The 22551-nt window shown below is 70.8% G+C and carries 16 protein-coding genes, 2 tRNA genes and 1 pseudogene; 5 read left to right on the forward strand and 14 right to left on the reverse strand.

All coding sequences use genetic code 11. The features are described from left to right. Both IEY61_RS19055 and IEY61_RS19060 read right to left on the reverse strand, forming a co-directional pair. Complete coding sequence (locus tag IEY61_RS19055; protein WP_189046232.1) at window positions 1-1179, reverse strand: hypothetical protein; 1179 nt, start codon at window positions 1177-1179, stop codon at window positions 1-3. Next, window positions 1176-1994: a class I SAM-dependent methyltransferase gene (locus IEY61_RS19060; RefSeq protein ID WP_189046234.1), complete on the reverse strand. Its 819-nt coding sequence runs from the start codon at window positions 1992-1994 to the stop codon at window positions 1176-1178. Before IEY61_RS19060 ends, IEY61_RS19055 begins: the two co-directional genes overlap by 4 nt. Window positions 1995-2491: 497 nt before the next feature. On the opposite strand from IEY61_RS19060, the gene IEY61_RS19070 reads away from it, so the two are divergent. Beyond that, on the forward strand, window positions 2492-2653 hold the full coding sequence (locus tag IEY61_RS19070; protein WP_189046237.1) for a hypothetical protein: 162 nt from the start codon (window positions 2492-2494) through the stop codon (window positions 2651-2653). Between the two features lie 17 nt (window positions 2654-2670). Here the strand turns inward: IEY61_RS19070 and IEY61_RS19075 are convergent. Together IEY61_RS19075 and IEY61_RS19080 are read right to left on the reverse strand one after the other, a co-directional pair. Continuing rightward, window positions 2671-2744, reverse strand: a tRNA-Ile gene (locus IEY61_RS19075). Window positions 2745-2914: 170 nt separating this feature from the next. Further along, a tRNA-Asn gene (locus IEY61_RS19080) sits at window positions 2915-2987 on the reverse strand. A 274-nt stretch (window positions 2988-3261) separates the two neighbouring features. Here IEY61_RS19080 and IEY61_RS19085 point away from each other — a divergent pair. From IEY61_RS19085 to IEY61_RS19100, 4 genes are all read left to right on the forward strand, one after another. Further along, entirely contained in the window at window positions 3262-3651 is a 390-nt protein-coding gene (locus IEY61_RS19085) for a hypothetical protein (protein ID WP_189046239.1), read from the forward strand. Window positions 3652-3921: 270 nt separating this feature from the next. Further along, a complete protein-coding gene (locus IEY61_RS19090) occupies window positions 3922-7266 on the forward strand; it encodes a ThuA domain-containing protein (RefSeq protein ID WP_189046241.1) in 3345 nt (1114 codons plus the stop codon). A gap of 81 nt (window positions 7267-7347) precedes the next feature. Further along, window positions 7348-8433 carry a sugar phosphate isomerase/epimerase family protein gene (locus tag IEY61_RS19095; protein WP_229706043.1) on the forward strand — a complete coding sequence of 362 codons (1086 nt, stop codon included), beginning with the start codon at window positions 7348-7350 and terminating at the stop codon, window positions 8431-8433. Between the two features lie 133 nt (window positions 8434-8566). After that, on the forward strand, window positions 8567-9745 hold the full coding sequence (locus IEY61_RS19100) for an ROK family transcriptional regulator (RefSeq protein ID WP_189046243.1): 1179 nt from the start codon (window positions 8567-8569) through the stop codon (window positions 9743-9745). A gap of 66 nt (window positions 9746-9811) precedes the next feature. Here IEY61_RS19100 and IEY61_RS19105 read toward each other — a convergent pair whose 3' ends face one another. The 10 genes and pseudogenes from IEY61_RS19105 to IEY61_RS19150 all read right to left on the reverse strand — a co-directional run. Then, a complete protein-coding gene (locus IEY61_RS19105) occupies window positions 9812-10819 on the reverse strand; it encodes a sugar phosphate isomerase/epimerase family protein (RefSeq protein WP_189046245.1) in 1008 nt (335 codons plus the stop codon). A gap of 241 nt (window positions 10820-11060) precedes the next feature. Further along, window positions 11061-12779, reverse strand: a complete 1719-nt coding sequence (locus IEY61_RS19110) for a ThuA domain-containing protein (RefSeq protein ID WP_189046247.1) — start codon at window positions 12777-12779, stop codon at window positions 11061-11063. A 79-nt stretch (window positions 12780-12858) separates the two neighbouring features. Next, window positions 12859-15732, reverse strand: a complete 2874-nt coding sequence (locus tag IEY61_RS19115) for a carbohydrate-binding protein (protein WP_189046249.1) — start codon at window positions 15730-15732, stop codon at window positions 12859-12861. Between the two features lie 385 nt (window positions 15733-16117). Beyond that, on the reverse strand, window positions 16118-17185 hold the full coding sequence (locus IEY61_RS19120) for a polyprenyl synthetase family protein (protein ID WP_189046251.1): 1068 nt from the start codon (window positions 17183-17185) through the stop codon (window positions 16118-16120). After that, the gene (locus tag IEY61_RS19125) at window positions 17182-18570 is read right to left on the reverse strand and encodes an alkaline phosphatase family protein (RefSeq protein ID WP_189046254.1); all 1389 of its coding nucleotides are present in this window, start codon (window positions 18568-18570) and stop codon (window positions 17182-17184) included. The genes IEY61_RS19120 and IEY61_RS19125 overlap by 4 nt, the downstream gene beginning before the upstream one ends. A gap of 118 nt (window positions 18571-18688) precedes the next feature. Next, window positions 18689-19927 carry a metabolite traffic protein EboE gene (eboE, locus tag IEY61_RS19130; RefSeq protein WP_189046256.1) on the reverse strand — a complete coding sequence of 413 codons (1239 nt, stop codon included), beginning with the start codon at window positions 19925-19927 and terminating at the stop codon, window positions 18689-18691. Further along, window positions 19927-20778, reverse strand: coding sequence for a TatD family hydrolase (locus tag IEY61_RS19135; protein WP_189046258.1), 852 nt, complete (start codon window positions 20776-20778; stop codon window positions 19927-19929). The genes eboE and IEY61_RS19135 overlap by 1 nt, the downstream gene beginning before the upstream one ends. After that, complete coding sequence (locus IEY61_RS19140; RefSeq protein ID WP_189046260.1) at window positions 20778-21398, reverse strand: EboA domain-containing protein; 621 nt, start codon at window positions 21396-21398, stop codon at window positions 20778-20780. Before IEY61_RS19140 ends, IEY61_RS19135 begins: the two co-directional genes overlap by 1 nt. A 25-nt stretch (window positions 21399-21423) precedes the next feature. Next, complete coding sequence (locus tag IEY61_RS19145) at window positions 21424-22302, reverse strand: sugar phosphate isomerase/epimerase family protein (protein ID WP_189046262.1); 879 nt, start codon at window positions 22300-22302, stop codon at window positions 21424-21426. Then, a pseudogene (locus IEY61_RS19150) lies at window positions 22299-22551 on the reverse strand (SCO3242 family prenyltransferase); the annotation flags it as partial. The pseudogene IEY61_RS19150 and the gene IEY61_RS19145, both read right to left, overlap by 4 nt.

Below are 22551 nucleotides of genomic sequence, written 5' to 3' on the forward strand. Positions count from 1 at the left end.
TCACGCCTCCCGCTGCGGACCCGGTCTTCCGTCACTGTCCCGTTTCCGGGACCAGAAAATCGTCACGCCCAGCAGGCCGGCGGCCAGCAGGGTCACCCCGGAGACGGTCACCGCCCTCGTCTGCCCGCTCACGTCCGGCAGCAGGAAGGCGGCGATGTCCAGCAGGAACGCCGCGGACGCGACCACGGTGAGCGCGGCGGCGACCCGGTTGAGCCGCCCGTCCAGCTGTGTGCTGCGCAGTGACGACTCGGCGAGCAACGAGGCGTTCACGTGGGTGAGCAGCTTCTCCGCACGGTCGTGCGTACCGTCGAGCCCGATGGTCTCGCGGGCGGCGATGTAGGTGGCGCGGTCGTCCTGGCCCGACTCGACACGGTACGCGTCGAGTCGGTGGTAGTCGGCCCAGACGCTGTCGAGGAAACGACGAAACTCTGGTCCCTCGAGCCGTCCGAGGGTCGCCCGGGACAGTTCGGTCAGGATCCGGAGCCCGCCGACGCTGGCACCCACCAGCACCGACTGCTGCGCGACAGCGATGTCGGCGGGTTCCAGCATCGTCAGGATGTCGTCGATACGTTCCGGGGACGGATCACCGTCCCAGGCGTAGGTGTAGGGCAGCAGGATCTGGCAGTGGGGGCCCAGCACCAGATTGGGCACCCGACGATCCGGCTCCCAGGCGGGCTCCCGGGCGATGAAGTGGCAGTTGTATCGAACGGCGCGGGGGTCGACCTCCGTCCAGTCGGAGGCCTGAGCGCCACCGGGCGGTACCACCAGATGCGTGAGAAGCCCGGACTGCTTCGCGCCGGCCAGCACCTCCCCCAGCAACGCTCGGTCGGCTTCGCGGAGCTTGCGGTTGATCGTCGCGTCCAGCGCGGCCAGCTCGTGCGCGTCGCACTTGCGGAGATCGGTCGGGTGGCGCAGGGCGTACGCCACGAACACCGCGCCGGCGGCGAGGATCCGGATCCGACAGCTGACGATCGTCACCTCGGGCAGGCTGACCGCGGCTCGGACGATGTCCGTGAGATCGACCTCGAGCGTCTCCTCGGAGTTGTAGGCCACCGAAGCGAGCGTGCCGGGGACGGGGTGGAATTCGCCCCGTCCCGGCAGCACCACCCGCTCCACCGTACGGTCGAGCGCGTAGTGCAGCGGGTAGGCCCTGGTCTGGACGTGCAGCACATCGGTCATAACCCGGCCACCGCCACATGCTCCGGGATCAGCTCGATCTCGGGTACCACGACCTCACCGAGGTACCGGCGCTGAAGGTCCTCGGGGCTGTGGTTGTCCACCGGCCCACCCACGATGGTCGCGAGATCACCGGTCGTCAGGTAGGTGGCGTCCTCGGGCACCGACCGCTTCCGGAACCACCGGCGTTGCGCCGCCAGCACCGGATGATCCGCCGTGGAGAGCGGCCAGTAGCTGACGGCCGTCACGGTGTCCGGTCCCGCCGATACCCCCAGCCCGATGACCGCCCTGGCGTCCTCCGGAGGCAGGTAGAAAACCAACCCCTCGGCCACGTACGCGACGGGCCGCCCGGCGGCGAACTGCCGGATACGGTCCAGGAGACGATGACGTGTCTCCGGGTCGTTGAGATCCGCCGCGACATGCTCGACGTCTCGTTGATCGAGCACCCCGGCGGCCCGCAGCTCGGCAGCCCGTCGCTGCTTGGCCGCCACGATGTGCGGCAGGTCGACCTCCATCGCCGCGGCGAACGGCAGCAGCCACGGGTACGACGAGAAGCCGGCGCCGCAGACCACCAGCACCGTGTCGCTGCGCTTCTCCAAGGCCTGGGTCAGGGTTTCCAGGATGATGCGGCCACGCAATGACACGACCAGGTCGTCATGGGGGTACACCGATTCGGCGAACTCGTCCCACATGTCCCGAACCGCGCCACGCTGCTCGTCCGCGATCCACTCCCTCGCCAGCGGATCGGCCGCGAGGTCCTCCCGTCGCGCTCGTGATTCGTTGACCAGGTACGCGGTAAGTCCGACATCGTTGTGCACGTCCACATCGAACCATCAACCGGCAACATGACAGCTGCCCGCATCCGCCAGCTCGGCTGGGATCTCCCGCGTACGACAGGTTGGACCGGAGGCACCGCCATACGAAACCGCACCGCCGGTAGGGTCGCCCAAGCACCGGCTCCGATTGTTGATCTACGTCGTACCGCCGGTCGGCGCGGTACGCCGAAGCAACCGGCATTACCGGCGACCAACAGCACTGCCTGTGACCAGGGATCAAAGACGAAAAGAACCCGAAGGGCGACGTCGCGGCCAGACCTCGGCCGCAGTTCTTTGAGGTTGCTGATGCTCGAACCGCGGAGAGTGTCGACCAGTGGACCCATGGTGCGGATCGCGGGCATGAGATCCGCGTGATCCTACCGACCGCTGCTCGGCAACCGGATCGCCGAGGTGCGCGTGGCGCCTCTCGAACCGGCCGGATGGGGCACCCGTGCCCACGAACCGCCGCACCGCGGATGCTCGGGCGCGCCTCGGCGGCGATGACGCTGGATGTCTACGCGAACCTGTTCGAGGACGACCTGGACCAGGTGGCGGACCGCCTCGACCGGGCGGCGGCCCGTGCCGCTGCGGACTCAGCGCGGACTGACGGGGCGGGTCCGGATCTCGACGCGGCCCGTCCGGCTCGCCGGCAGCAGGGTTGACCAGGGTCTTTCCGAGGTGGGGCGGGCGGGACTCGAACCCGCGACCGAGGGATTATGAGTCCCCTGCTCTAACCGGCTGAGCTACCGCCCCGGCACCGGGCGGAATTTTATCCCGCTCGGTTGATCAGCCGAACAGCGCCACGGCGTCTTTTTTACGGCGCCGCCCTGACCAGCAGCGCGACGGGCAACGCGACATCGACCAGGAGACGGCGACACGAGAAACGCCCACCGGCTTGCGGTGGGCGTCACGATGAGGAGAAGCTCCCCCGTTTGGACTCGAACCAAAAACCTGCCGGTTAACAGCCGGCTGCTCTGCCAATTGAGCTACGGGGGACCGTATCCGCACTCGGCGAGGATCTCTCCGCAACCGAGCGACGGGGACAAGAGTACAGGACTCTGGGGGGTCTTGGTCCAGGGGGTTACCCATCCCGAGCCGAGGTCGGAGGAACGGATTACCCGGACAAATCACCATCCCGGCACCAGGAGGTATGAGCGGAGAGCAGGATGGGTAGTTAGCTGCCGACGACAGGACGCAGGCGCGAACGGGTCGGTCCCACCCACGGACACGGGGGCGGGACGACGGCGCGTCAGGTACGAGAGGAGCCGCCATGCGCGGAAAGATCATGTTCCTTGGCGGGCTGGCTGCAGGGTTCGTCCTGGGCGCCCGTGCCGGCCGGGAGAAGTACGAGGAGTTGGTGGTCCGGGGCCGCAAGGTGCTCGACCACCCCACCGTCCAGGAGGCGGCCGGCGTCGCGCAGGCCCAGGCGAGCCGGCTCTACAGCGAGGGCAAGGACAAGCTCGGCCACTCCAAGCTGGGCGAGAAGCTGAGCCAGAACGGCAAGCAGGGGGTCACCCCCGCCGACGACACCTTCGCTGGCACGCCCGCGACGGCCAGCGCCAGATCGGGTTCCAGCTCGTCGGGCTCGACCACCAGCTCGACGTCGAGCACCCCCCGCAGCAAGCCGTCCGGCTCCGGCACGAGCGGCACCGCCGTCTGACACCACACTCGAACGGGCCCGGCCGCCAACTGGCGCCGGGCCCGTTCCGTTTGCGCACGTCAAGGGGAGGTGAGCCGCAACGAGGGGACTTTTGCCTATATTGAGCGAAAGTGCGGCCGCTCTGGCCAAAACTTCTGCCGCCAGCCTCTTCTCTTTGATGTCGATCACAAATATCGTCCTCGTTAGACCTGGCCAGGCTCGTTTGGTATCCCCCACCACCTCGCTGCCCCGTGGCGGCGGGGCGGACCTGACCGATCAGAGCGAGGTTCGATGCGCAGACCGTTCGGACGAAGAGCCCTCACCTACCTGAGTCTTCTCACCCTCGTCGGCGCGACGCTGGTCGCGACCGAGCCGCAACAGGCCGCACCGGTACAGGCCGCGCCCCTGTCCGGGGAGCCGGCACCGCACAGCAACGGCAACCAGTACAAGGTCCTCGTCTTCACCCGGTCCGCCGACGGCAGTCACCCCGCCACCGCAGCCGGCGTCGAGGCGATCAGGCAGCTCGGCCAGGAGCGTCGGTTCTCCGTCTCGGTCACCGACGACGCGCGTAAGTTCGACGCGCCGCATCTCAAGCAGTACCGCGCGGTGGTGTTCCTCAACACCGCCGGCAGCCTGCTGAACGACGCCCAGCGGGCGGCGTTCGAGCGGTACTTCCGCGACGGCGGCGGCTTCGTCGGCGTGCACTCGGCGATCGAGGCGGAGCCGGGCTGGTCCTTCCTCGACGAGGTGCTGGGCACCCGCGCCGTCGGCGCTGCCACGCCCGCCGGCGAAGCGAGGGTGACCGTGGCCGACCGGGTGCACCCGGCCTCGGCCAGCCTGCCCGAGCGATGGACCACGACCGACCGGTGGTACAACTTCGCGGCCAATGTCCGGGGCTTCTCGCACGTCCTGGCCACCGTGGACGAGAAGACGTACAGCGGCGGCACCATGGGCTTCGACCACCCGATCACCTGGTGCAAGGACCACCGGGGCGGCCGGTCCTTCTACACCGGGCTCGGCGCGACCGCGGCGAGCTTCCGCGGTGCCGACCTGCGCGCCCACCTGGGCGGCGCGATCCAGTGGGCGGCCGGCACCACCGACGGCGACTGCGGCGCGACGGTGCTGGCCAACTACCAGATGACCGTGATCGGCGCGCAGCCCAACGTCAACGAGCCGATCGGCTTCGACGTGCTGCCCGACGGGCGGGTCATCCAGACCGACCGCCGCGGCGGCGTACGGCTGCACGAACCGGACGGCAACCAGACCACCCTGCTGGCCCAGATCCCGGTCTACACCCACAGCGAGGACGGGATGTACGGCCCGGCGATCGACAGGGATTTCGCCACCAACAAGTGGGTCTACCTCTTCTACGCCCCACTGCTGGACACTCCCACCGGCGCCGCGCCGGCCACCAGCACCAACCCGAACGCCTGGGACGGGTGGAAGGGCTACTTCCAGTTGTCGCGGTTCAAGTTCGTCGACGGCGAGAACCCCTCGCTCGACGTGGCCAGCGAGCAGAAGATCATGCAGGTGCCGGTGGACCGGGGCGCCTGCTGTCACGTGGCCGGCGACATCGCCTTCGACTCGGAGAACAACCTCTGGCTGGTCACCGGGGACGACACCCCGGCCGGCGGCGGTGGTTCGGGCGGCTTCTCCCCGCACAACGACTCGGTGAGCGCCAGCGGCGTCTACCAGGCGCCGTTCGTGGACGCCCGGCGCAGCTCGGCCAACACCAACGACCTGCGCGGCAAGATCCTGCGGATCAGCGTGCAGCCGGACGGCAGCTACACCATCCCCGAGGGGAACCTGTTCCCCGAGGCGGACCACCCGGGTGACCGGACCCGGCCGGAGATCTACGCGATGGGGCTGCGGAACCCGTTCCGGATCACCCTGGACAAGAACGACGTCGCCTACATCACCGACTACTCCCCCGACTCCTCGACCGCGGCGGTCGGCCGGGGGCCGGCGGGCACCGGTCGGATGATGGTGGTCGACAAGCCGGCCAACTACGGCTGGCCGATGTGTGTGCAGCCTGACCTGCCGTACATCGAGATGAACTGGACCACCAGCCCCATCTCGCCGATCGCGCCGTTCGACTGCGCGGCGCCGAGGAACACCTCCCGGCACAACACCGGCCTGGTCGACCTGCCGCCGGTGGAGAAGTCGGAGCTCTGGTATTCGTTCCAGGCCCCGACCCCGTGCCCGGAGTCCTACCTGTCCACCCCGACCCAGACCTGCCCGGTGCTCTTCCCCGAACTCGGCACCGGTGGGGTGGGTCCGCACGGCGCGGCGAAGTACGACTACGACCCGGAGCTGAGGTCGGAGACGAAGTTCCCCGCGTACTACGACGGCGCGATCTTCTTCGGCGAGTTCACCCGGGACTACCTGCGGGAGGTCCGGCTCGACTCGCAGGGCGAGATCCTGAAGATCAACGATCTGTTGAGCTGCGGCGGAGGCCCGGTCACGCCGGCCAAGCCGTTCCTCTGCGACAACCCGATGGACATGATGTGGGGCCCCGACGGCAACTTCTACCTGCTGACGTACGGGGACGGGTTCTTCAACATCAACCCCGACGCGGCGATGGTGAAGTTCAGTTACGTCAAGGGCCTGCGGGCGCCGACGGCGGTGCTGAACGCGACCCCGACCAACGGCCGCGCCCCGCTGACCGTGGCCTTCTCCAGCGACGGGTCGCGCGACCCGGACCCGGCGGACTCCATCTCGTTCGCCTGGGACTTCGACGGCAACGGCACGGTCGACTCCGTCGACCCGAACCCGACGTTCACGTACACCGTCAACGGCGTCTACACGGCGCGGCTGACGGTCACCGACTCCAGCGGCAAGACCGCGACGGCGAACACCACCATCACGGTCGGCAACACCGCCCCGACGGTCCGGGTGGACGTACCGATCGAGGGCGGCTTCTTCAACTGGGGTGACGACATCCCCTGGTCGGTGACGGTCACCGACCCGGAGGACGGGCCGATCGACTGCAGCAGGGTCGAGGTGACCTTCGTACTCGGCCACGACGACCACGGGCACGGCGGGGCGAACCAGCTCGGCTGCTCCGGGGTGCTGCCCACGGTCGCCGATGACGCCTCACACGGCGGCTACATCTACGGCGTGATCAGCGCGACCTACACCGACAAGGGCGCCAACGGGCAGCCGCCGTTGACCACCATCGGTCAGCAGGTCATCCAGGACAAGTTGCAGCAGGTGGAGTTCGCCCGGGAGCAGTCCGGGACCACCGTCGGCAACAGCGCCGACACCGGCGGCGGGCAGCAGCGCGGCAGCCTCGACGACGGTGACTGGATCGCGATCAACGGCACGGTCAACCTGACGAACATCGACTCGGTCACCCTGCGTACCTCCGGGGGCAGTGCGGCCACGGCCGGGCAGCCGCGGTTCAAGGTCGAGTTGCGCAGGGACTCGCCGACCGGACCGTTGCTGACCACCGCCACGGTAAACGCGACCACCGGCAACAACGCCTTCACCAGCACCACCGTGCCGGTCACCGACCCGGGCGGCACGTTCCGGCTCTACCTGGTGTTCACCACCGTTGCGGGCGGACCGGCCAGCGGCTTCGGCAACCTCAACTGGGTCCGGTTCAACGGCGCGGGTATCGGCGTCGCCCCCTAGCCAGCACCACCACCGGCCGGGGCCGCCGCGCGGCGGCCCCGGCCAACCACCCGACAGCACCACCGAGAAAGGCAACAGCACATGAGCGACAGTCAGCACGGAATGAGCCGCCGCCGGATGCTCGGCGCCATCGCCGGCGCGGCCGGCGCGGCGGCCGTCGGCGCCGCCGGCTTCGGTTCCGCGGCAGCCGCCAACGGCAAGGGCAAGGCCAACGGCGTGCTCGTGCCGCCCGGCAAGCGCGGCATCATCCTCTACAGCGTCCGGGACCGGATCACCGCCGCCCCGGACACCAGTGGTGTGCCGTACGGCTTCGAGCGGGTACTCGCCAGGATCGCCGAGATCGGCTACAAGGAGGTCGAGTTCGCCGGATACACCCAGAACACCGGAATCCTGGGCCGGCAGATCACCCCGGTGGAGCTCCGGAAGATCCTGGACGACAACGGGCTGCGCGCCAACGGCTCGCACGCTTCCATTCCCGGCAGCGTCACGCCGAACACCATCGCCGCGTTCGAGCAGACCCTCGACACCGCCGAGATCCTCGGCACGCAGCACATCGGCACCGGCAGCGACCCGACGAACAGCAACTACAAGGCCGACTGGGACGCCGCCGCGGACCGGTGGAACCTGTTCGGCGAGATGGCCGCCGCCCGAGGGCTGAAGCTGTACACGCACAACCACGACGCGGCGTACAACTTCCTGCTCGACAGCGGGCCGCTGGACGGCCTGGGTCGACCGACCCGGTCCTCCGGCATCCGCAAGTTGGAGTACTTCTTCAACCTGACCGAGGCCGACAAGGTCTACTTCGAGATGGACATCTACTGGGCGCACGTGGCCCAGCACCGGTGGCACACCTACACCGACCCGGACGGCAACCCGCAGACGAACATCTTCGACCCGCTGGCCACCGTCGCCACCCGGACCAAGCGGTTCCCGCTGTTCCACGCGAAGGACGGCGCCTTCAACCCCAACACCACCAACGGCTACGAGATGGTGCCGCTCGGCGAGGGCGACATCGACTACCTCAATTTCTTCGCCAACATGGGCGCGAAGGGCTACCACAACCCGATGTGGGAGCAGGACAACGCGCCCGGCGGCGCCGCCGACCCGGGCCGCTCGCTGCGGTACGCCGAGGTGAGCTACCAGCACATGGCGGGTCTGCGGGGCTGAGCACCCCTCGGGCCCGTGGAGCTGACGGTCCCGAACTCCCGCACCCAGGGGCCGCGTCCGGTGACGGACGCGGCCCCTGCCGGCTGTCGGCGCGGAACACCGGCGTGGAAAACTCCGACCGGAGGTGATGGTGATGACGCTGCTCCGACCGGAGAACCCGCATCAGGCACGGCTGGTCCGGTTGCTGCGCGACGACGGTCCCCGGTCCCGGGTGGAGTTGGGCGACCGTCTGGGGCTGTCCCGGTCGACGCTCACCGCCGAGTTGGACCGGCTCGTCGCGCGCGGGCTGGTGGAGATCGCCGGACCGGCGGCCTCTCGCGGCGGGCGTCGGTCCTCGCTGCTGCGCCTCGCCGCCGGCGTACGCTTCGCCAGCGTCGTCGTGGCGGCGGACCGGATTCGGGTGGCGGTCACCGACGGTGAGCTGAACGTGCTGGCCGAGGCGGGCGAGCCGGTGGACGTACGCGGTGGGCCCGAAGCGGTGATCGGCCGCGCCGCCGAGCTGATCGGGAAGCTCCGCGCCGACCTGGGCGTCGCCGACGTCACCGGAGTCGGCGTCGCCCTGCCCGGCTCGGTCGACGGCGGCGTGTGCGTCGCGCCGGCCGTGCTGCCCGGTTGGCAGCGCTTCGGAGTCCGGGACGCCTTCGCCACCGAGTTGGGCTGTCCGGCACGGGTCGACAACGACGCCAACGTGTTCGCGCTCGGCGAGCAGCACGCCGGGATCGGCCGTACCTTCGAGGATTTTCTCTACCTGAAGCTCGGCACGGCGGTCGGCTGCGGGCTGGTTCTCGGCGGCTCGCTCCACCTCGGCTCGACCAACAGCGCGGGCGACATCGCGCACCTGTCACTCGACGATGACGGGCCGGTCTGCGCCTGCGGGGAGATCGGGTGCCTTGAGGCGTACTGCGGCGACGCCGGGCTGGTCCGGGCGGCGTTGGTGATCGCCCGGTCGGGCCGCTCCGCCGCGCTGGCCGCCCGGCTGGCCGAGGCCGGGGTGCTCACCGTGCCGGACATCGCCGCGGCCGCGACCGCCGGTGACCCGGCCGCGCAGGCGCTGATCCGGGACGCCGCCCGTCGCCTCGGCCGGGTGCTCGTCAGCCTGGTCAGCTTCGTCAACCCCGGCATCGTGGTGATCGGCGGCACGCCCGACGGGCTCGGGCACATCATGCTCTCCGAGATCCGGGGCGTGGTCTACCGGCGGTCGGCGCCGCTGGCCACCGGCACCATGCCGGTCGTCCTCTCCGATCTGGCGGACCGGGCCGGGCTGGTGGGCGCGGCCCGCCTGGTCAGCGAGCACGTCTTCAGCGTCGACTGATTCATCGGGTACGGCGGACCTGCTTCCCGGGGGCCGGCAGGCGCCGTACCCCCGGGATCGGTTGGTTCAGTCCTTGCTGCTGAACGCCGCGTCGAAGGCGGCGGCCGGCGCGTCGAAGGCGAGCCGGCGAACGAACTGGAGCGCCTCCGGGGCACCGACCAGCCGGTCCATTCCGGCGTCCTCCCACTCGATCGAGATCGGCCCGTCGTAGCCGATCGCGTTCAGCGCCCGGAAGCAGTCCTCCCAGGGCACGTCGCCGTGGCCGGTGGAGACGAAGTCCCAGCCGCGTCGCAGGTCCGCCCAGGGCAGGTGCGAGGCGAGCCGGCCACGCCGCCCGTCGCCGGTACGCACCTTGGCGTCCTTGCAGTCGACGTGGTAGATCCGGTCGGCGAAGTCGAAGATGAAGTTGACCGGGTCGAGTTCCTGCCAGACGAAGTGCGACGGGTCCCAGTTGAGCCCGAACGCGGGACGGTGCCCGATCGCCTCCAGCGTGCGCTTGGTGGTGTAGTAGTCGTACGCGATCTCGCTCGGGTGCACCTCGTGGGCGAAGCGCACCCCGACCTCGTCGAAGACGTCCAGGATCGGGTTCCACCGGTCGGCGAAGTCCTGGTAGCCGCGTTCGATCATCGACGGCGGCACCGGCGGGAACATCGCCAGGGTGTGCCAGATCGACGAACCGGTGAAGCCGACGACGGTGTTGACCCCGAGCTTCGCCGCCGCGCGGGCGGTGTCCTTGATCTCCTCGGCGGCGCGCTGGCGTACCCCCTCGGGCTCGCCGTCCCCCCAGATCCGGGCCGGCAGGATGCCCTGGTGCCGCTCGTCGATGGGGTGGTCGCAGACCGCCTGGCCGACCAGGTGGTTGGAGATCGTGAAAACCTGGAGGTTGTGCTTGGCGAGCGTCTCCCGCTTCCGGTCGACGTACGAGTCGTCGGCCAGGGCCTTGTCGACCTCGAAGTGGTCGCCCCAGCAGGCGAGCTCCAGGCCGTCGTAGCCCCACTCGGCGGCGAGCCGGCACACCTCGTCGAACGGAAGATCGGCCCACTGGCCGGTGAACAACGTGATCGGTCGCGCCATGTGTCCATTTCCCCTGTCGTGTTGGGGATTCCGTACCTGCGTGACCGGGGCGAGGGGGCCGGATGTGGACGGCCGTCGAGGATCACCGGTGGGCGCGCTCGCGCCTGGGGGCCGACGGGTTGCGCCTCCCGCCGACTCACCGGCCACCTCGCGGTCGCCACCCTCACTCTAGGCGGGCGGCGCGCGGTTAAAAAGGGCCCCCTGTTAACGCCAGGCGTTAACAGGGGGCCCCTCCTTACACCTAGGGCAGCACCCAGCGCTGGTTGGCGTTGGTGTGGCAGGTCCACAGGTGCACGGCCTGCCCGTCGGCGGAGCTGTTGTTCGACACATCCAGGCACTTGCCCGAATTCGGGTTACGCAACGTGCCGTTGGACTGCGCCGACCACACCTGCGCAGCGCCACCGTGACACGTCCACAACTGGATCTTCGTACCATCCGCCGAGCCGGCGCCGTTGACATCCAGACACTTGCCCAACGCCCGGATCGTCGAGTTCGGCGTCACCGTCCACGTCTGCGACGCACCACCGTTACACGTCCAGATCTGGATCTGCGTACCATCCGCCGACGAGCCGTTGCGCACGTCCAGGCACTTGCCGGCCAGGCCGGTGATCCGGCCGGTGCGGTCGCCGCTCGGCGGCGGGTTGGTGCCACCCAGTTCCTTGATCCGGATGTTGCGGAACGACACGTCGTCGCCGGTGCCGTGGTTCTGGATGCCGATGTGGCCGGCGAGCGACCGGTTCGGGTCGGTGTTGGTGAAGTCGTTGATCTTCACGCCGTTCAGGAAGACCTGCAGGCGCGACCCTTCCACCAACAGCTCGTAGGTGTTCCACTCCCCCGCCGGGTTCAGCGCGGCGTCCCGGGCGGCGATGTCGGCGGCCTTGAAGCCGTAGATCGCGCCGGTGGTCTTGTCCACCGTGTCGGTGGGGTCGATCTGGACCTCGTAGCCCTTGTTGAGCGCCGAGTTCGGGTCGCTCGACGGCGGGAAGCCGATGAAGACGCCGGAGTTGTCGTCCCCGGGGATCCGCCAGTCCAGCTTCAGCGAGTAGTTGGTGAACTGCTTGGCGCTGTACCAGAACAGCCCCATCCCGCCGACCGAGCTCAGGGTGGCGTCGGAGTTGGTGAAGCTGCCCGGCCCGGCCTGGGACCAGCCGGTGGTCGAGCCGTTGTAGAGGGTGGTGTAGCCGGTCTCCGGGCGGCAGTCGGCCTTGGTGCGGCCGGCCGCGTACCGGATGCCGCCGAGCAGGTGCGCCCGGAAGGCCGGGTCGGAGTACGACGCCTGGGTGTGGCCGGCGCCGGTGTAGAAGGACCGGCCACCGCTGTACGTCTTGCACCAGGCGATCGGGTGGTCGGCGCCCATCACGCCGCCGGAGTACGACGACTCGTCGAGGTTGGCCAGGATGCGGGCACCGGGACGGGCGTTGGTCTGGTAGTCGTACCACTCGTCGGTGCGGGTCCAGGTCTGCGGCAGGTGGGCGGTGGCCGCGTGGGCCCGGTTCTCCACCCGGACCCGGGCCTGCTGGATGGCCGGGTGCGAGCGGAAGTACGCCCCGACCAGGTTGCCGTAGAAGGACCAGCCGTACTCGGTGTCGGCGGCGGAGTGCACGCCGACGTAGCCGCCGCCGGCGCCGATGTACGACTCGAAGGCGGTCTGCTGGCTGGCGTTGAGCACGTCGCCGGTGGTGTTGAGGAAGACCACCGCCTCGTACTGGGCGAGGTTGCCGGTGGTGAAGGCGTTGGCGTCCTCGGTGGCGGTGACGGTGAAGCTGTTCGCCGCACCCAGGTCACGGATGGTCTGGATGCCCACGGGGATGGCGTCGTGCCGGAAGCCGGCCGTCTTGGAGAAGACCAGGACGTCGTACGGGGTGTCGGCGGCGCTGGCGGGGGTGGCCGGGGCGGTGCAGGCCAGGACGGCGAGGACGGCGGTGGCCAGGCCGAGGGTGGGTCGGAGGAGTCTGCGCATGTCGCTCTCCCAACGATCGTTGTGTTAGGAGGGGCCCCTTTTACAACACTAGGCGTTAAGAAGGGGCCCTTCCTTGCATCTAGGGAAGTACCCAGCGCTGGTTGGCGTTGGTGTGGCAGGTCCACAGGTGCACGGCCTGCCCGTCGGCGGAGCTGTTGTTCGACACATCCAGGCACTTGCCCGAATTCGGGTTACGCAACGTGCCGTTGGACTGCGCCGACCACACCTGCGCAGCGCCACCGTGACACGTCCACAACTGGATCTTCGTACCATCCGCCGAAGCGGCGCCGTTGACATCCAGACACTTGCCCAACGCCCGGATCGTCGAGTTCGGCGTCACCGTCCACGTCTGCGACGCGCCACCGTTACACGTCCAGATCTGGATCTGCGTACCATCCGCCGACGAGCCGTTGCGCACGTCCAGGCACTTGCCGGCCAGGCCGGTGATCGGGCCGGTCCGGTCGCCGCTCGGCGGCGGGGTGGTGCCGGTGGTGAAGGCGAACGAGTCCAGGTCGTAGAGGTGGCCCGTGCCCGAACCGGCGAAGGTCAGGTAGAGCGTGGTGGTGCCGGTGGGCGGGTTGGTGATGCTGCCGGTGACCGTGGCGAAGGTCTCCCAGCCGCCGGTGACCGGGACGGTCGCCGAGCCCAGCACGGTGCCGGTGGCCGAGCCGGCCCGCACCTGGATGGTGCCGCCGGAGCCCGCCGAGGAGACCCGGGCGCTGAACGAGGTGACGTTGCCGATCCGGTACGGCTCGAACGCGATCCAGTCACCGTTGTTGATGTTGCCGACGGTCCTGCCGCCCTCGGCGGCCGTCTTGTCGAACAGGTCGACGCCGGAGGCGGTCTTGAAGTGCTCCGCCTGCCGCTTGCGGGGCTGGAGGGTGTGCTGGGTGTGCGTGGTCAGGCCGCCGGCATCGGTGTACTCGGCGTCGAAGATGCCGAAGATGTTCGCGGCGTCGTCGTGCTCGCCGTCGACCGGCACGGCGATCGAGCCGGAGCAACCGTTCTGCGAGGTGATCTGGTGGCCGTGGTTGTCGTGGCCCAGCACGTAGGTCATCTTGACCTTGCTGCAGTCGATGGTGCCGTCCTCCGGGTCGGTCACCGTGATGCTGAACGGCACGGTGTCGCCGAAGCTGAACAGTTGCCCGTTGGCGGGGCTGGTGATGGTGACCGTCGGCGCGGTGTTGCCGACCCCGATCCGTACGCTCGCCGTGCCGGTGGCGCCCTGCGGGTCGCGTACGGTCAGCGTGGCGGTGTAGTTGCCGTTCGCGGTGTACGTCTTGGTCGGGTTCGCCGCCGTCGAGGTGGTGCCGTCGCCGAACGCCCAGGAGTAGGTCAACGCCCCACCCTCCGGGTCCGACGACCCGGCCGAGGAGAAGTTCACGGTCAACGGGGCGACGCCGGAGGTCTTGTTGGCCGAGGCCACCGCCGTCGGCGCCCGGTTGCCGCTGCCGACGTAGTCGTAGCGGTACAGGGCCGAGTTCTGGTCGCCGTTGTAGTAGCCGGTGCCGTAGTCCAGCACGTAGAGCGCGCCGTCCGGGCCGAACGCCATGTCCATGACCTGCTTGCCGTTCCACGGGAAGGAGGCGTCGATGCCGGCTATCGAGCCGTTCGCGTTGACGTGGATCGGCTTGATCCAGCCCCGGCCGAACTCGCCGGCGAAGAACTGCCCGTCGAAGCTCTGCGGCCACTTGGTGGCCGAGTTGAGCGCGGCGTCGTAGCGGTAGACCGGGCCGGCCATCGGCGACTCGGAGCCGCCGCCGAACTCCGGCGGGCTGCCCGCGTCGCCGGCGTACCGGATCCAGGACGGCTTGGCCGGCGGCAGGGTGGTCAGGCCGGTGTTGCGGAACGAGTTGTTGGTCGCGCCGCCGGTGCAGTTGAACTTCGCGCCGGCGGTGTTGTTGGCGAAGTTCCACTTGGCGTACGTCTCGTTGGCGGTGTTGGTGCCGGTGCAGTACGGCCAGCCGTAGAAGCCGGGCTCGGTGATCCGGTTGAACTCCACCTGACCACTTGGGCCACGGTTGGTGGTGGAGCCCGCGTCCGGCCCGTAGTCGCCGACGTAGATGATGCCGGTGGCCTTGTCGACGCTCATTCGGAACGGGTTACGCAGGCCCATCGCGTAGATCTCCGGACGGGTCCGCGCGGTGCCGGGGGCGAAGAGGTTGCCGGCCGGGATGGAGTACGACCCGTTGGCGTTGACCTTGATCCGGAGGATCTTGCCGCGCAGGTCGTTGGTGTTGGCCGCGCTGCGCTGTGCGTCGTACGCCGGGTTGCGGTCGGTCCGCTCGTCGATCGGGGAGTACCCGCTGGAGGAGAAGGGGTTGGTGTCGTCGCCGGTGGACAGGTACAGGTTGCCGGCGGCGTCGAAGTCGATGTCGCCACCGGCGTGGCAACAGTTGCCCCGGTCGGCGGCGACATCGAGGATGTCGACCTTGCTCGACTGGTTCAGGGTGAAGTCGGCGTTCAGGGTGAACCGGGACAGCCGGTTGACGCCCTGCCAGGCGGACCAGTTGGAGCCGGTGGCCGGTGCGTCGCCGCCGGGGGTTGAGAGCGGCGGCGCGTAGTAGAGGAAGATGTGCCGGTTGGTGGCGAAGTTCGGGTCCACCCCGATGCCCTGCAACCCGTCCTCGTCGTGGGTGTAGACGGGGATGTTGCCGATCACGGAGGTGTTGCCGGCCGCGTCGGTACGGCGCAGCGTGCCGTTGCGGGCGGTGTGCAGGACCGAGCGGTCCGGAAGCACCGCGAGGGTCATCGGCTCCCCGACCTCGGCGACCCCCTTGGCGAGGGTGACCTGCTGGAAGTCGCTGCCGACGATGGGATGGGCCTGCGCCGGGGTCGGGCCACCGAGCGGGGCCGGACCGGTGGCGAGGGCGACCGTGCCGGCTGTGGCGACCAGCAGTAACGCCGAGCTGGCGGAGAACCACCGCGTGCCGCGGTGGGAAGCTTTGTCCATTGTGGACATTTGATTGTCGTCCCTTCCTGACGAGGACTGCCAGGGCGGGCGCGCCGTCGCGCCGGGTGCCAGGGGATGCCGTCGGACCGCCGGGCGCGATGCCCGGTCGGCCGTGACCGCCGACGGCCGGCGGGCCACGTGCTCGGCGGTCACCGATGAACCCGCTCAACCCGCATCGCGGCCCACGTCAGGGCGCGGGCTCGGTGCCGTTGAGAAGGTTCGGTCGATGGCTTCCCGCGCCGCCGGTTCACCTCGACGAAACATTTCGGTGTTGCCGACGACAGTAAATGAGATATGTCGATGTGTCCATACCTTCCGGCGGCAAGGTATGGACTTTTGTCGATTTGATTGAAAGTTGGCGGCGCGATCCGTGGCCGGAACGGGCTCAGTTCCGCCGGTCGATCGCCTGGGTGGCGAGCGCGGTCAGCGCCGCCCGGCTCTCCTCGGCCAGCTCGGTCCGGTCCAACGCGGCCAGGGCGGCGTCGGCCCGGACCTGGATCATCTGCTCGATCTTCGCCCGCGCCCCGGTGTCCTCGATGATCTTCCGCAGCTCGGCGGCGCCGGCCGCGTCCAGGTCGGGATTGCCGAACAGCTCCCGCAGCCGGGCCCCCTGGCTCCGGTCGGCGGCGTCGCGGGCCAGCGCCATCATCACCGTGGGCTTGCCCTCGCGCAGGTCGTCCAGGACGGACTTGCCGGTGACCGCCGGGTCGCCGAAGACCCCGAGCACGTCGTCGCGGAGCTGGAAGGCGTCCCCGAGCGGGTCACCGAAGTCGGCCAACGCGGTGACCAGCTCGGATGGCGCCCCGGCCAGCGCGGCACCGATCTGCAACGGCCGGGTGACGGTGTACCGGGCCCCCTTCATCCGGATCACGGTGAGCGCGCTGGCGACCGAGCCGTCACCCACCGCAGAGACCAGGTCCAGATACTCCCCCGCGATCACCTCGGTACGCATCAGCGCGAAGACGCCGTACCCGCGGTGCACCGCCTCGGTGCTCAGCCCGCACTCGTGAAACATCTGGTCCGCCCAGGCGGCGCAGAGGTCGCCGCAGAGCAGGGCGGTGTTGCGCCCGTACGCCTCGGGATCGCCCCGCCAGGACGAGCGGGCGTGCAGATCGGCGAAGATCCGGTGCACCGAGGGCTGGCCCCGGCGGCGATCACTGCCGTCGAGGATGTCGTCGTGGATCAGCGCGAAGGCGTGGAACAACTCCAACGCGGCGGCGGCGATCACGATCGGGGTGCCGTCCGGGCCGCCCACACCCCGCCAGCCCCAGTAGCAGAAGAGCGGACGCAGCCGCTTGCCGCCGGTCAGCACGAAGCGGTGCAGCGTGGTGAAGACGCCCCGGGGCGCGCCGTCCGGCCAGTCCGGGTCCTGGCGGTCGAGGAAGGCGGTCAACTCGGCGTCGAACCGGGCCCGCAGCTCGCCCGTGTCGGTGGGCGCCACCGTGACGGTCACGACCCCTCCAATCCGGCCAGCTCCAGCAGCAGCCCCTTCACCTCCGTGGCGGCGATCCGGTCCCGGGCCGCCGACCCGTCGGAGCAGAGCAGCACCGGGCCGTCGGCGGGATCGGCCGGCAGCCGCCCGTGCGAGCCCCGCACCGCCCGCGCTCCGGCGTCCATCCCGACCACGCTCATCAGGTACCGCATGCCGAGCTTCTTGCGGGCCAGCGCGACGCCGGCACGCCGTTTCGCCGCGCCCGGCGCGGCCGGATCGAAGAACAGCTCCGCGGGGTCGTACCCGGGCTTGCGGTGGATCTCGACCAGCCGGGCGAAGTCCGGTGCGCGGGCGTCGTCCAGCCAGTAGTAGTAGGTGAACCAGGCGTCCGGCTCGGCCACCAGCACCAGCTCACCGGCGCGCGGGTGGTCCAGCCCGTGGGCCGCCTTGCCGGCGGCGTCGAGCACCTCGGCCACCCCGGGCAGCGCGGCACAGAGCTTCGCCACCGCCGGTACGTCCGCCGGATCACGCACGTAGACGTGCGCGATCTGGTGGTCGGCGACCGCGAACGCCCGCGAGGTCCACGGGTCGAGGTACTCCATGCCGGCCTGGGTGTGCACCCGCAGCAGCCCCTCGGCACGCAGCAGCCGGTTCACGTCGACCGGCCGGGAGACGTCGGTGATGCCGTACTCCGACAGCACCACCACCGTCGTGTCCCGCGCCTGCGCGGCGTCCAGCAGCGGGGCGAGCACGCCGTCCAGTTCGGTCGCCGCGGCGGCGGCCTGCGGCGAGGAGGGGCCGAAGCGTTGCAGGTCGTAGTCCAGGTGCGGGACGTAGACCAGGGTCAGGTCGGGCGACTGCTCGGCGAGGATCCGCTGCGCGGCCTGGCAGATCCACCGGGACGAGGCCAGCCCGGCCCCCGGCCCCCAGTAGCTGAACAGCGGGAAGGTGCCCAGCGCGTCGGTGAGCTGGTCGTGCAGTTGCGGCGGGTCGGTGTAGCAGTCCGGGTCCTTGCGCCCGTCAGCGTGGTACACCGGGCGCGGGGTGACGGTCCAGTCCACGTCCGCGCCCATCGCGTACCACCAGCAGACGTTGGCCACCGTGTAGTCCGGCCGGACCCGGCGGGCCGCCTGCCACAGCTTCTCCCCGCCGACCAGCGCGTTGTGCTGCCGCCAGAGCAGCACCTCGCCGAGGTCCCGGAAGTACCACCCGTTGCCGACGATCCCGTGGTCGGCAGGGAGTGCCCCGGTGAGGAAGGTCGACTGCACCGAACAGGTGACCGCCGGCAGCACCGTGCCCAGCTCGGCGCGGAACCCGGCGTCGGCCAGCGCCCGCAACCGGGGCATGTGCGCCAGCAGGCGCGGGGTCAGCCCCACCACGTCCAGCACCAGAAGTTTCTGACTCACGCTCTTACCGCCTTTGCTCGCGACTGCGGGGCCCGCAAAACCGGCTCACTCCTCGCGCTCACGGGATCACCTTCTGTTCGCGACTGCGGGGCTCGCAAAACCGGCTCACTCCTCGCGCTCACGGGATCACCGCCGTTTCGATCGGGGTCAGCCCGAGGGCGACCAGCTCGTCTCGGGCGAAGGCCAGCTCGGCGGCGATCCCGGCGGCCAGCTCCGCGTCGGTGCTCGGGCGCCGCCCGGCCGGCAGCACCCCCCAGGTGTACGTCTCGACGTCGAGGTGGTCGCAGCCGGCGTCGGGGCCGGCGAGAAGCGCGGCCAGCGCGGCGCGCAGCACCGGCAGGGTCGAGCCCAGCGGCGGCTCGGGCGGGGCGTGCAGCGGCACGTGGTAGTGCACCCGCCACGGGCCCGGCAGCTGCGCGTCGAGCGCGGCGTCCAGGTCGTCGGCCGCCCAGGCGGGGTCCGCCGGGTCCGCCTGCTCCGAGCCGCCGGGCCCACCGGCGGCCGTTCCGGTCCCGGCGGTCGCGGCGGCACAGCCGGCGGCGCGGGTCTGGTGCAGGAAGCGCGGCTCGACCCAGCGGCGCAGCGCGGCCGGGTCAGCGGCCGGATCGGCCGCTTCCAGCGCGGCGGAGACCTGCACCTTGACCACCGGCAGGCCGGCCGTCGCCAGCCGGTCCAGGGCGTCGGCCGGCTCCTCCCAGGCACAGGCGAGATGGGCGAGGTCCAGGCAGACGCCGAGCCGCGTCGTATCCACTCCGGACAGCAGGGCCACGGCCTGGGCGCTGCTCTCCACCACGCAGCCGGGCTCCGGCTCGAAACCGACCCGCACCGGCCGGCCGGTGTCCCGCTCGACGGCGGCCAGTCCGGCGGCCAGTTGGTCGAGGCGGCCCCGGGCGGCACCGGCCCGGGCGGCGTCCCAGGGCGTCCGCCAGGCCAGCGGCAGGGTGGAGACCGAGCCCCGGGCGGCGTCGTCGGGCAGCAGGTCGGCGAGCACCCGAGCCAGGTCCAGGGTGTACCGGAGCCGGTCGACGGTGGTCCAGTCCGGGTGGTACACCGCGCCCTTCACCACGGGCGCCTGGAAGGACGCGTACGGGAAACCGTTGAGGGTGACCACCTCCAGGCCGCGGACCGACAGCTCGGTGCGCAACCGGCGACGGGCGTCCGGGTCGGCGGCCAGCTCGGCGGCGACCGGGGCGGCCAGCCACAGGCCGAGGCCGAGCAGGTCGGTGCCGAGGTTGGTGCGGACCGGCACCGCGTAGCGGTCGAGCTGATCGAGGAGACCGGCGAGGTCCTCGGCCGGATGCACGTTGGTGCAGTAGCCGAGGTGCACGGCGCGCCCGCCGGCGTGCCGCAGCCGCATCAGCCACCGCCGCGCAGGATCGAGTTGCCGGCGAAGGTCGGCTCCGGTGCGTCGATGTCGCTGAGGTCGAGCCGTCCGGACTGCCCGTAGAACTCGACCGGGTTGCGCCAGAGCACCCGGTCGACGTCGTCGTCGGTGAACCCGGCCAGCAGCATCGCCTCGCCGGTGGCCCGGGTGAGCAGCGGGTCCGAGCGGCCCCAGTCGGCGGCCGAGTTGACCAGGACCCGCTCGGTCCCGTACGCCTTGAGCACCTCGACCAAGCGGGGCGGGGACACCTTGGTGTCCGGGTAGATGGAGAAGCCGAGCCAGCAGCCGGTGTCCCGGACCAGCTGCACGGTCACCTCGTTGAGGTGGTCGATCACCACCCGGCCCGGCTCGATGCCGGACTCGGCGACCACGGCCAGGCTGCGTTCGACGCCGCGGGCCTTGTCCCGGTGCGGGGTGTGCACCAGCGCCGGCAGGTCGTGCGCCACGGCCAGGGCGAGTTGGGCGGCGAAGGCGGCGTCCTCCTCGGGCGTCATCGAGTCGTACCCGATCTCACCGACCGCGACCACCCCGTCCTTGTCCAGGTAGCGGGGCAGGACGTCGAGCACCGGCCGGCAGCGCGGGTCGTTGGCCTCCTTGGGGTTGAGCGCGACCGTGGCGTGATAACGCACCCCGAACTGTCCGGCCCGGAACGGCTCCCATCCGACCAGCGAGTCGAAGTAGTCGGTGAACGAGCCGACGTTGGTGCGCGGCTGGCCCAGCCAGAACGCCGGCTCCACCACCGCCTTCACGCCGGCGGCGGCCATTCGCTCGTAGTCCTCGGTGGTGCGGGACGTCATGTGGATGTGCGGGTCGAAGATGCGCATCACGCCTCCTTGTGGTGCTCTCGGCCGGCGGCGGTGGCGAGCCGGTCCAGCAGTTCGGTGGCGTCGGGGGGCATGGTCCGTCCGGCGGCCCGCCGCTCGGCGGCGAACGCGGCGAGCATCGCCGCCAGTTCCCCGTCGGCGCGGGTGTCGAGGTCGGCCACCATGGCCAGCGGTACGCCGCTGAAGACGCACTTGAGCACGGCCTGCCGCCAGGCCGGTTGATCGAGATGCTCCGCGTACGGGCCGAGCGCGGCGGCGATCAGCCGGGTGTCGTTGGTGCGCAGCGCGTCGTGCAGCAGCGGCAACCCGACCGCACCGATCGGCAGCAGCGGCAGCGCCTTGAGCACGGCCCGTTTCTCGGCGGCGTCCCCGGTGCGGTAGAGCGTCTCGACCCACTCGGCCTGGTCGGCCGTCATGGTGGCCAGCAGCAGCGCGCGGGCCGCCTCGTCGGCGGTCCAGCCGGGCAGGTCGGGCAGGTCGGCCCGACCGCAGCGCCGACCGGCGGCCGGGAAGAACCGGGCGATCGCCGCCGGCTGTGCCGCGACACCGCGCACCGCCGCCGCCAGCCACTCCGGATCGGGTACGCCCCGCAGGGCCGCCCGCAGCTCGTTCGGTGTCATCGCCGTCTCCGCCCTTTCTGCGCTGTCATCGGTGCTGCCGCGCGGCCCGGAGGAAGTCCAGCGAGCGGGCGGCCACGGCCGGGGCGGCGTGCGAGTGCCGGGGCAGCTCGACCGCGACCAGACCGCGGTAGTCGACCTCGCGCAGCGCGGCGAGCACCGGCGGGAAGTCGATCTCGCCCGTGCCGAACTCCAGGTGCTCGTGCACGCCCCGCCGCATGTCGTCGATCTGCACGTTGACCAGGTGCGCCCCGACATCGCGGACGCAGTCGGGCACCGACCGCGGCTCCAGGCAGCGACAGTGTCCGATGTCGAGGGTGAGGCCCAGCGCCGGCGGCCGGCCCAGGGCCGCGTACAGCCGGTGCCAGCCCGCGATGTCCTCGACCAGCATCCCCGGCTCGGGCTCGAAGCCCAGCCGCACCCCGGCGGCGTCGGCCGCCTCGACCACGGTGGCGCAGCCGGCGACCAGGCGGTCCCAGGCCACGGCCGGTGGCACGGTCTCCGGTCGGACCCCGGCCCAGAAGGAGATCGCTTCGGCGCCGAGGTCGGCGCCGATCGCCACCGCGCGGCGCAGGAACTCCACCCGGCGGGTGGAGTCGTCGTGCAGCAGCGTCGGGGCGTGCTTGTGCCAGGGGTCGAGCAGGTAGCGGGCCCCGGTCTCGATCACCACCGCGAGGTCGAGCGCGGCCAGCCGACGGCCAACGGCGTCGACCCGCCGGGCCAGCCCCGGCGCGAACGGATCGAGGTGGGCGTGGTCCAGGGTCAGCGCGGCACCGGCGTAGCCGAGTTCGGCGATGACCGCGAGCGCGTCGCCGAGTCGGTGGTTGGCGAACCCGTTGGTGCCGTACCCGAACCGCAGGCCGCCGGCCCCCGAGCCGGGGGCTGCGGTGCTGGCGGCGGCGGTCATGTCGGGGAGACCTTCCGGGCCAGCCGCCGGCCCAGTGGCGCGGCCGCGGCCACCGCCAGCCCGAGCAGGCCGGCTCCGGCGCGGGCGGTCAACGCACCCTGCAACGCCGGCAGGTTGGTGATGCCGGCACCGACCGCCGCGCGGACCCGGCCGGCGTCGGGTCGGGCGACCACCCGGGCCTGCGCGCCGCCGTAGCGGGCGGTGTACCAGCCGGCGAGACCGGCGACCAGCGCGACCGCGACGGCGGCG

Source organism: Micromonospora sonchi (assembly GCF_014646235.1).
Lineage (GTDB): Bacteria > Actinomycetota > Actinomycetes > Mycobacteriales > Micromonosporaceae > Micromonospora > Micromonospora sonchi.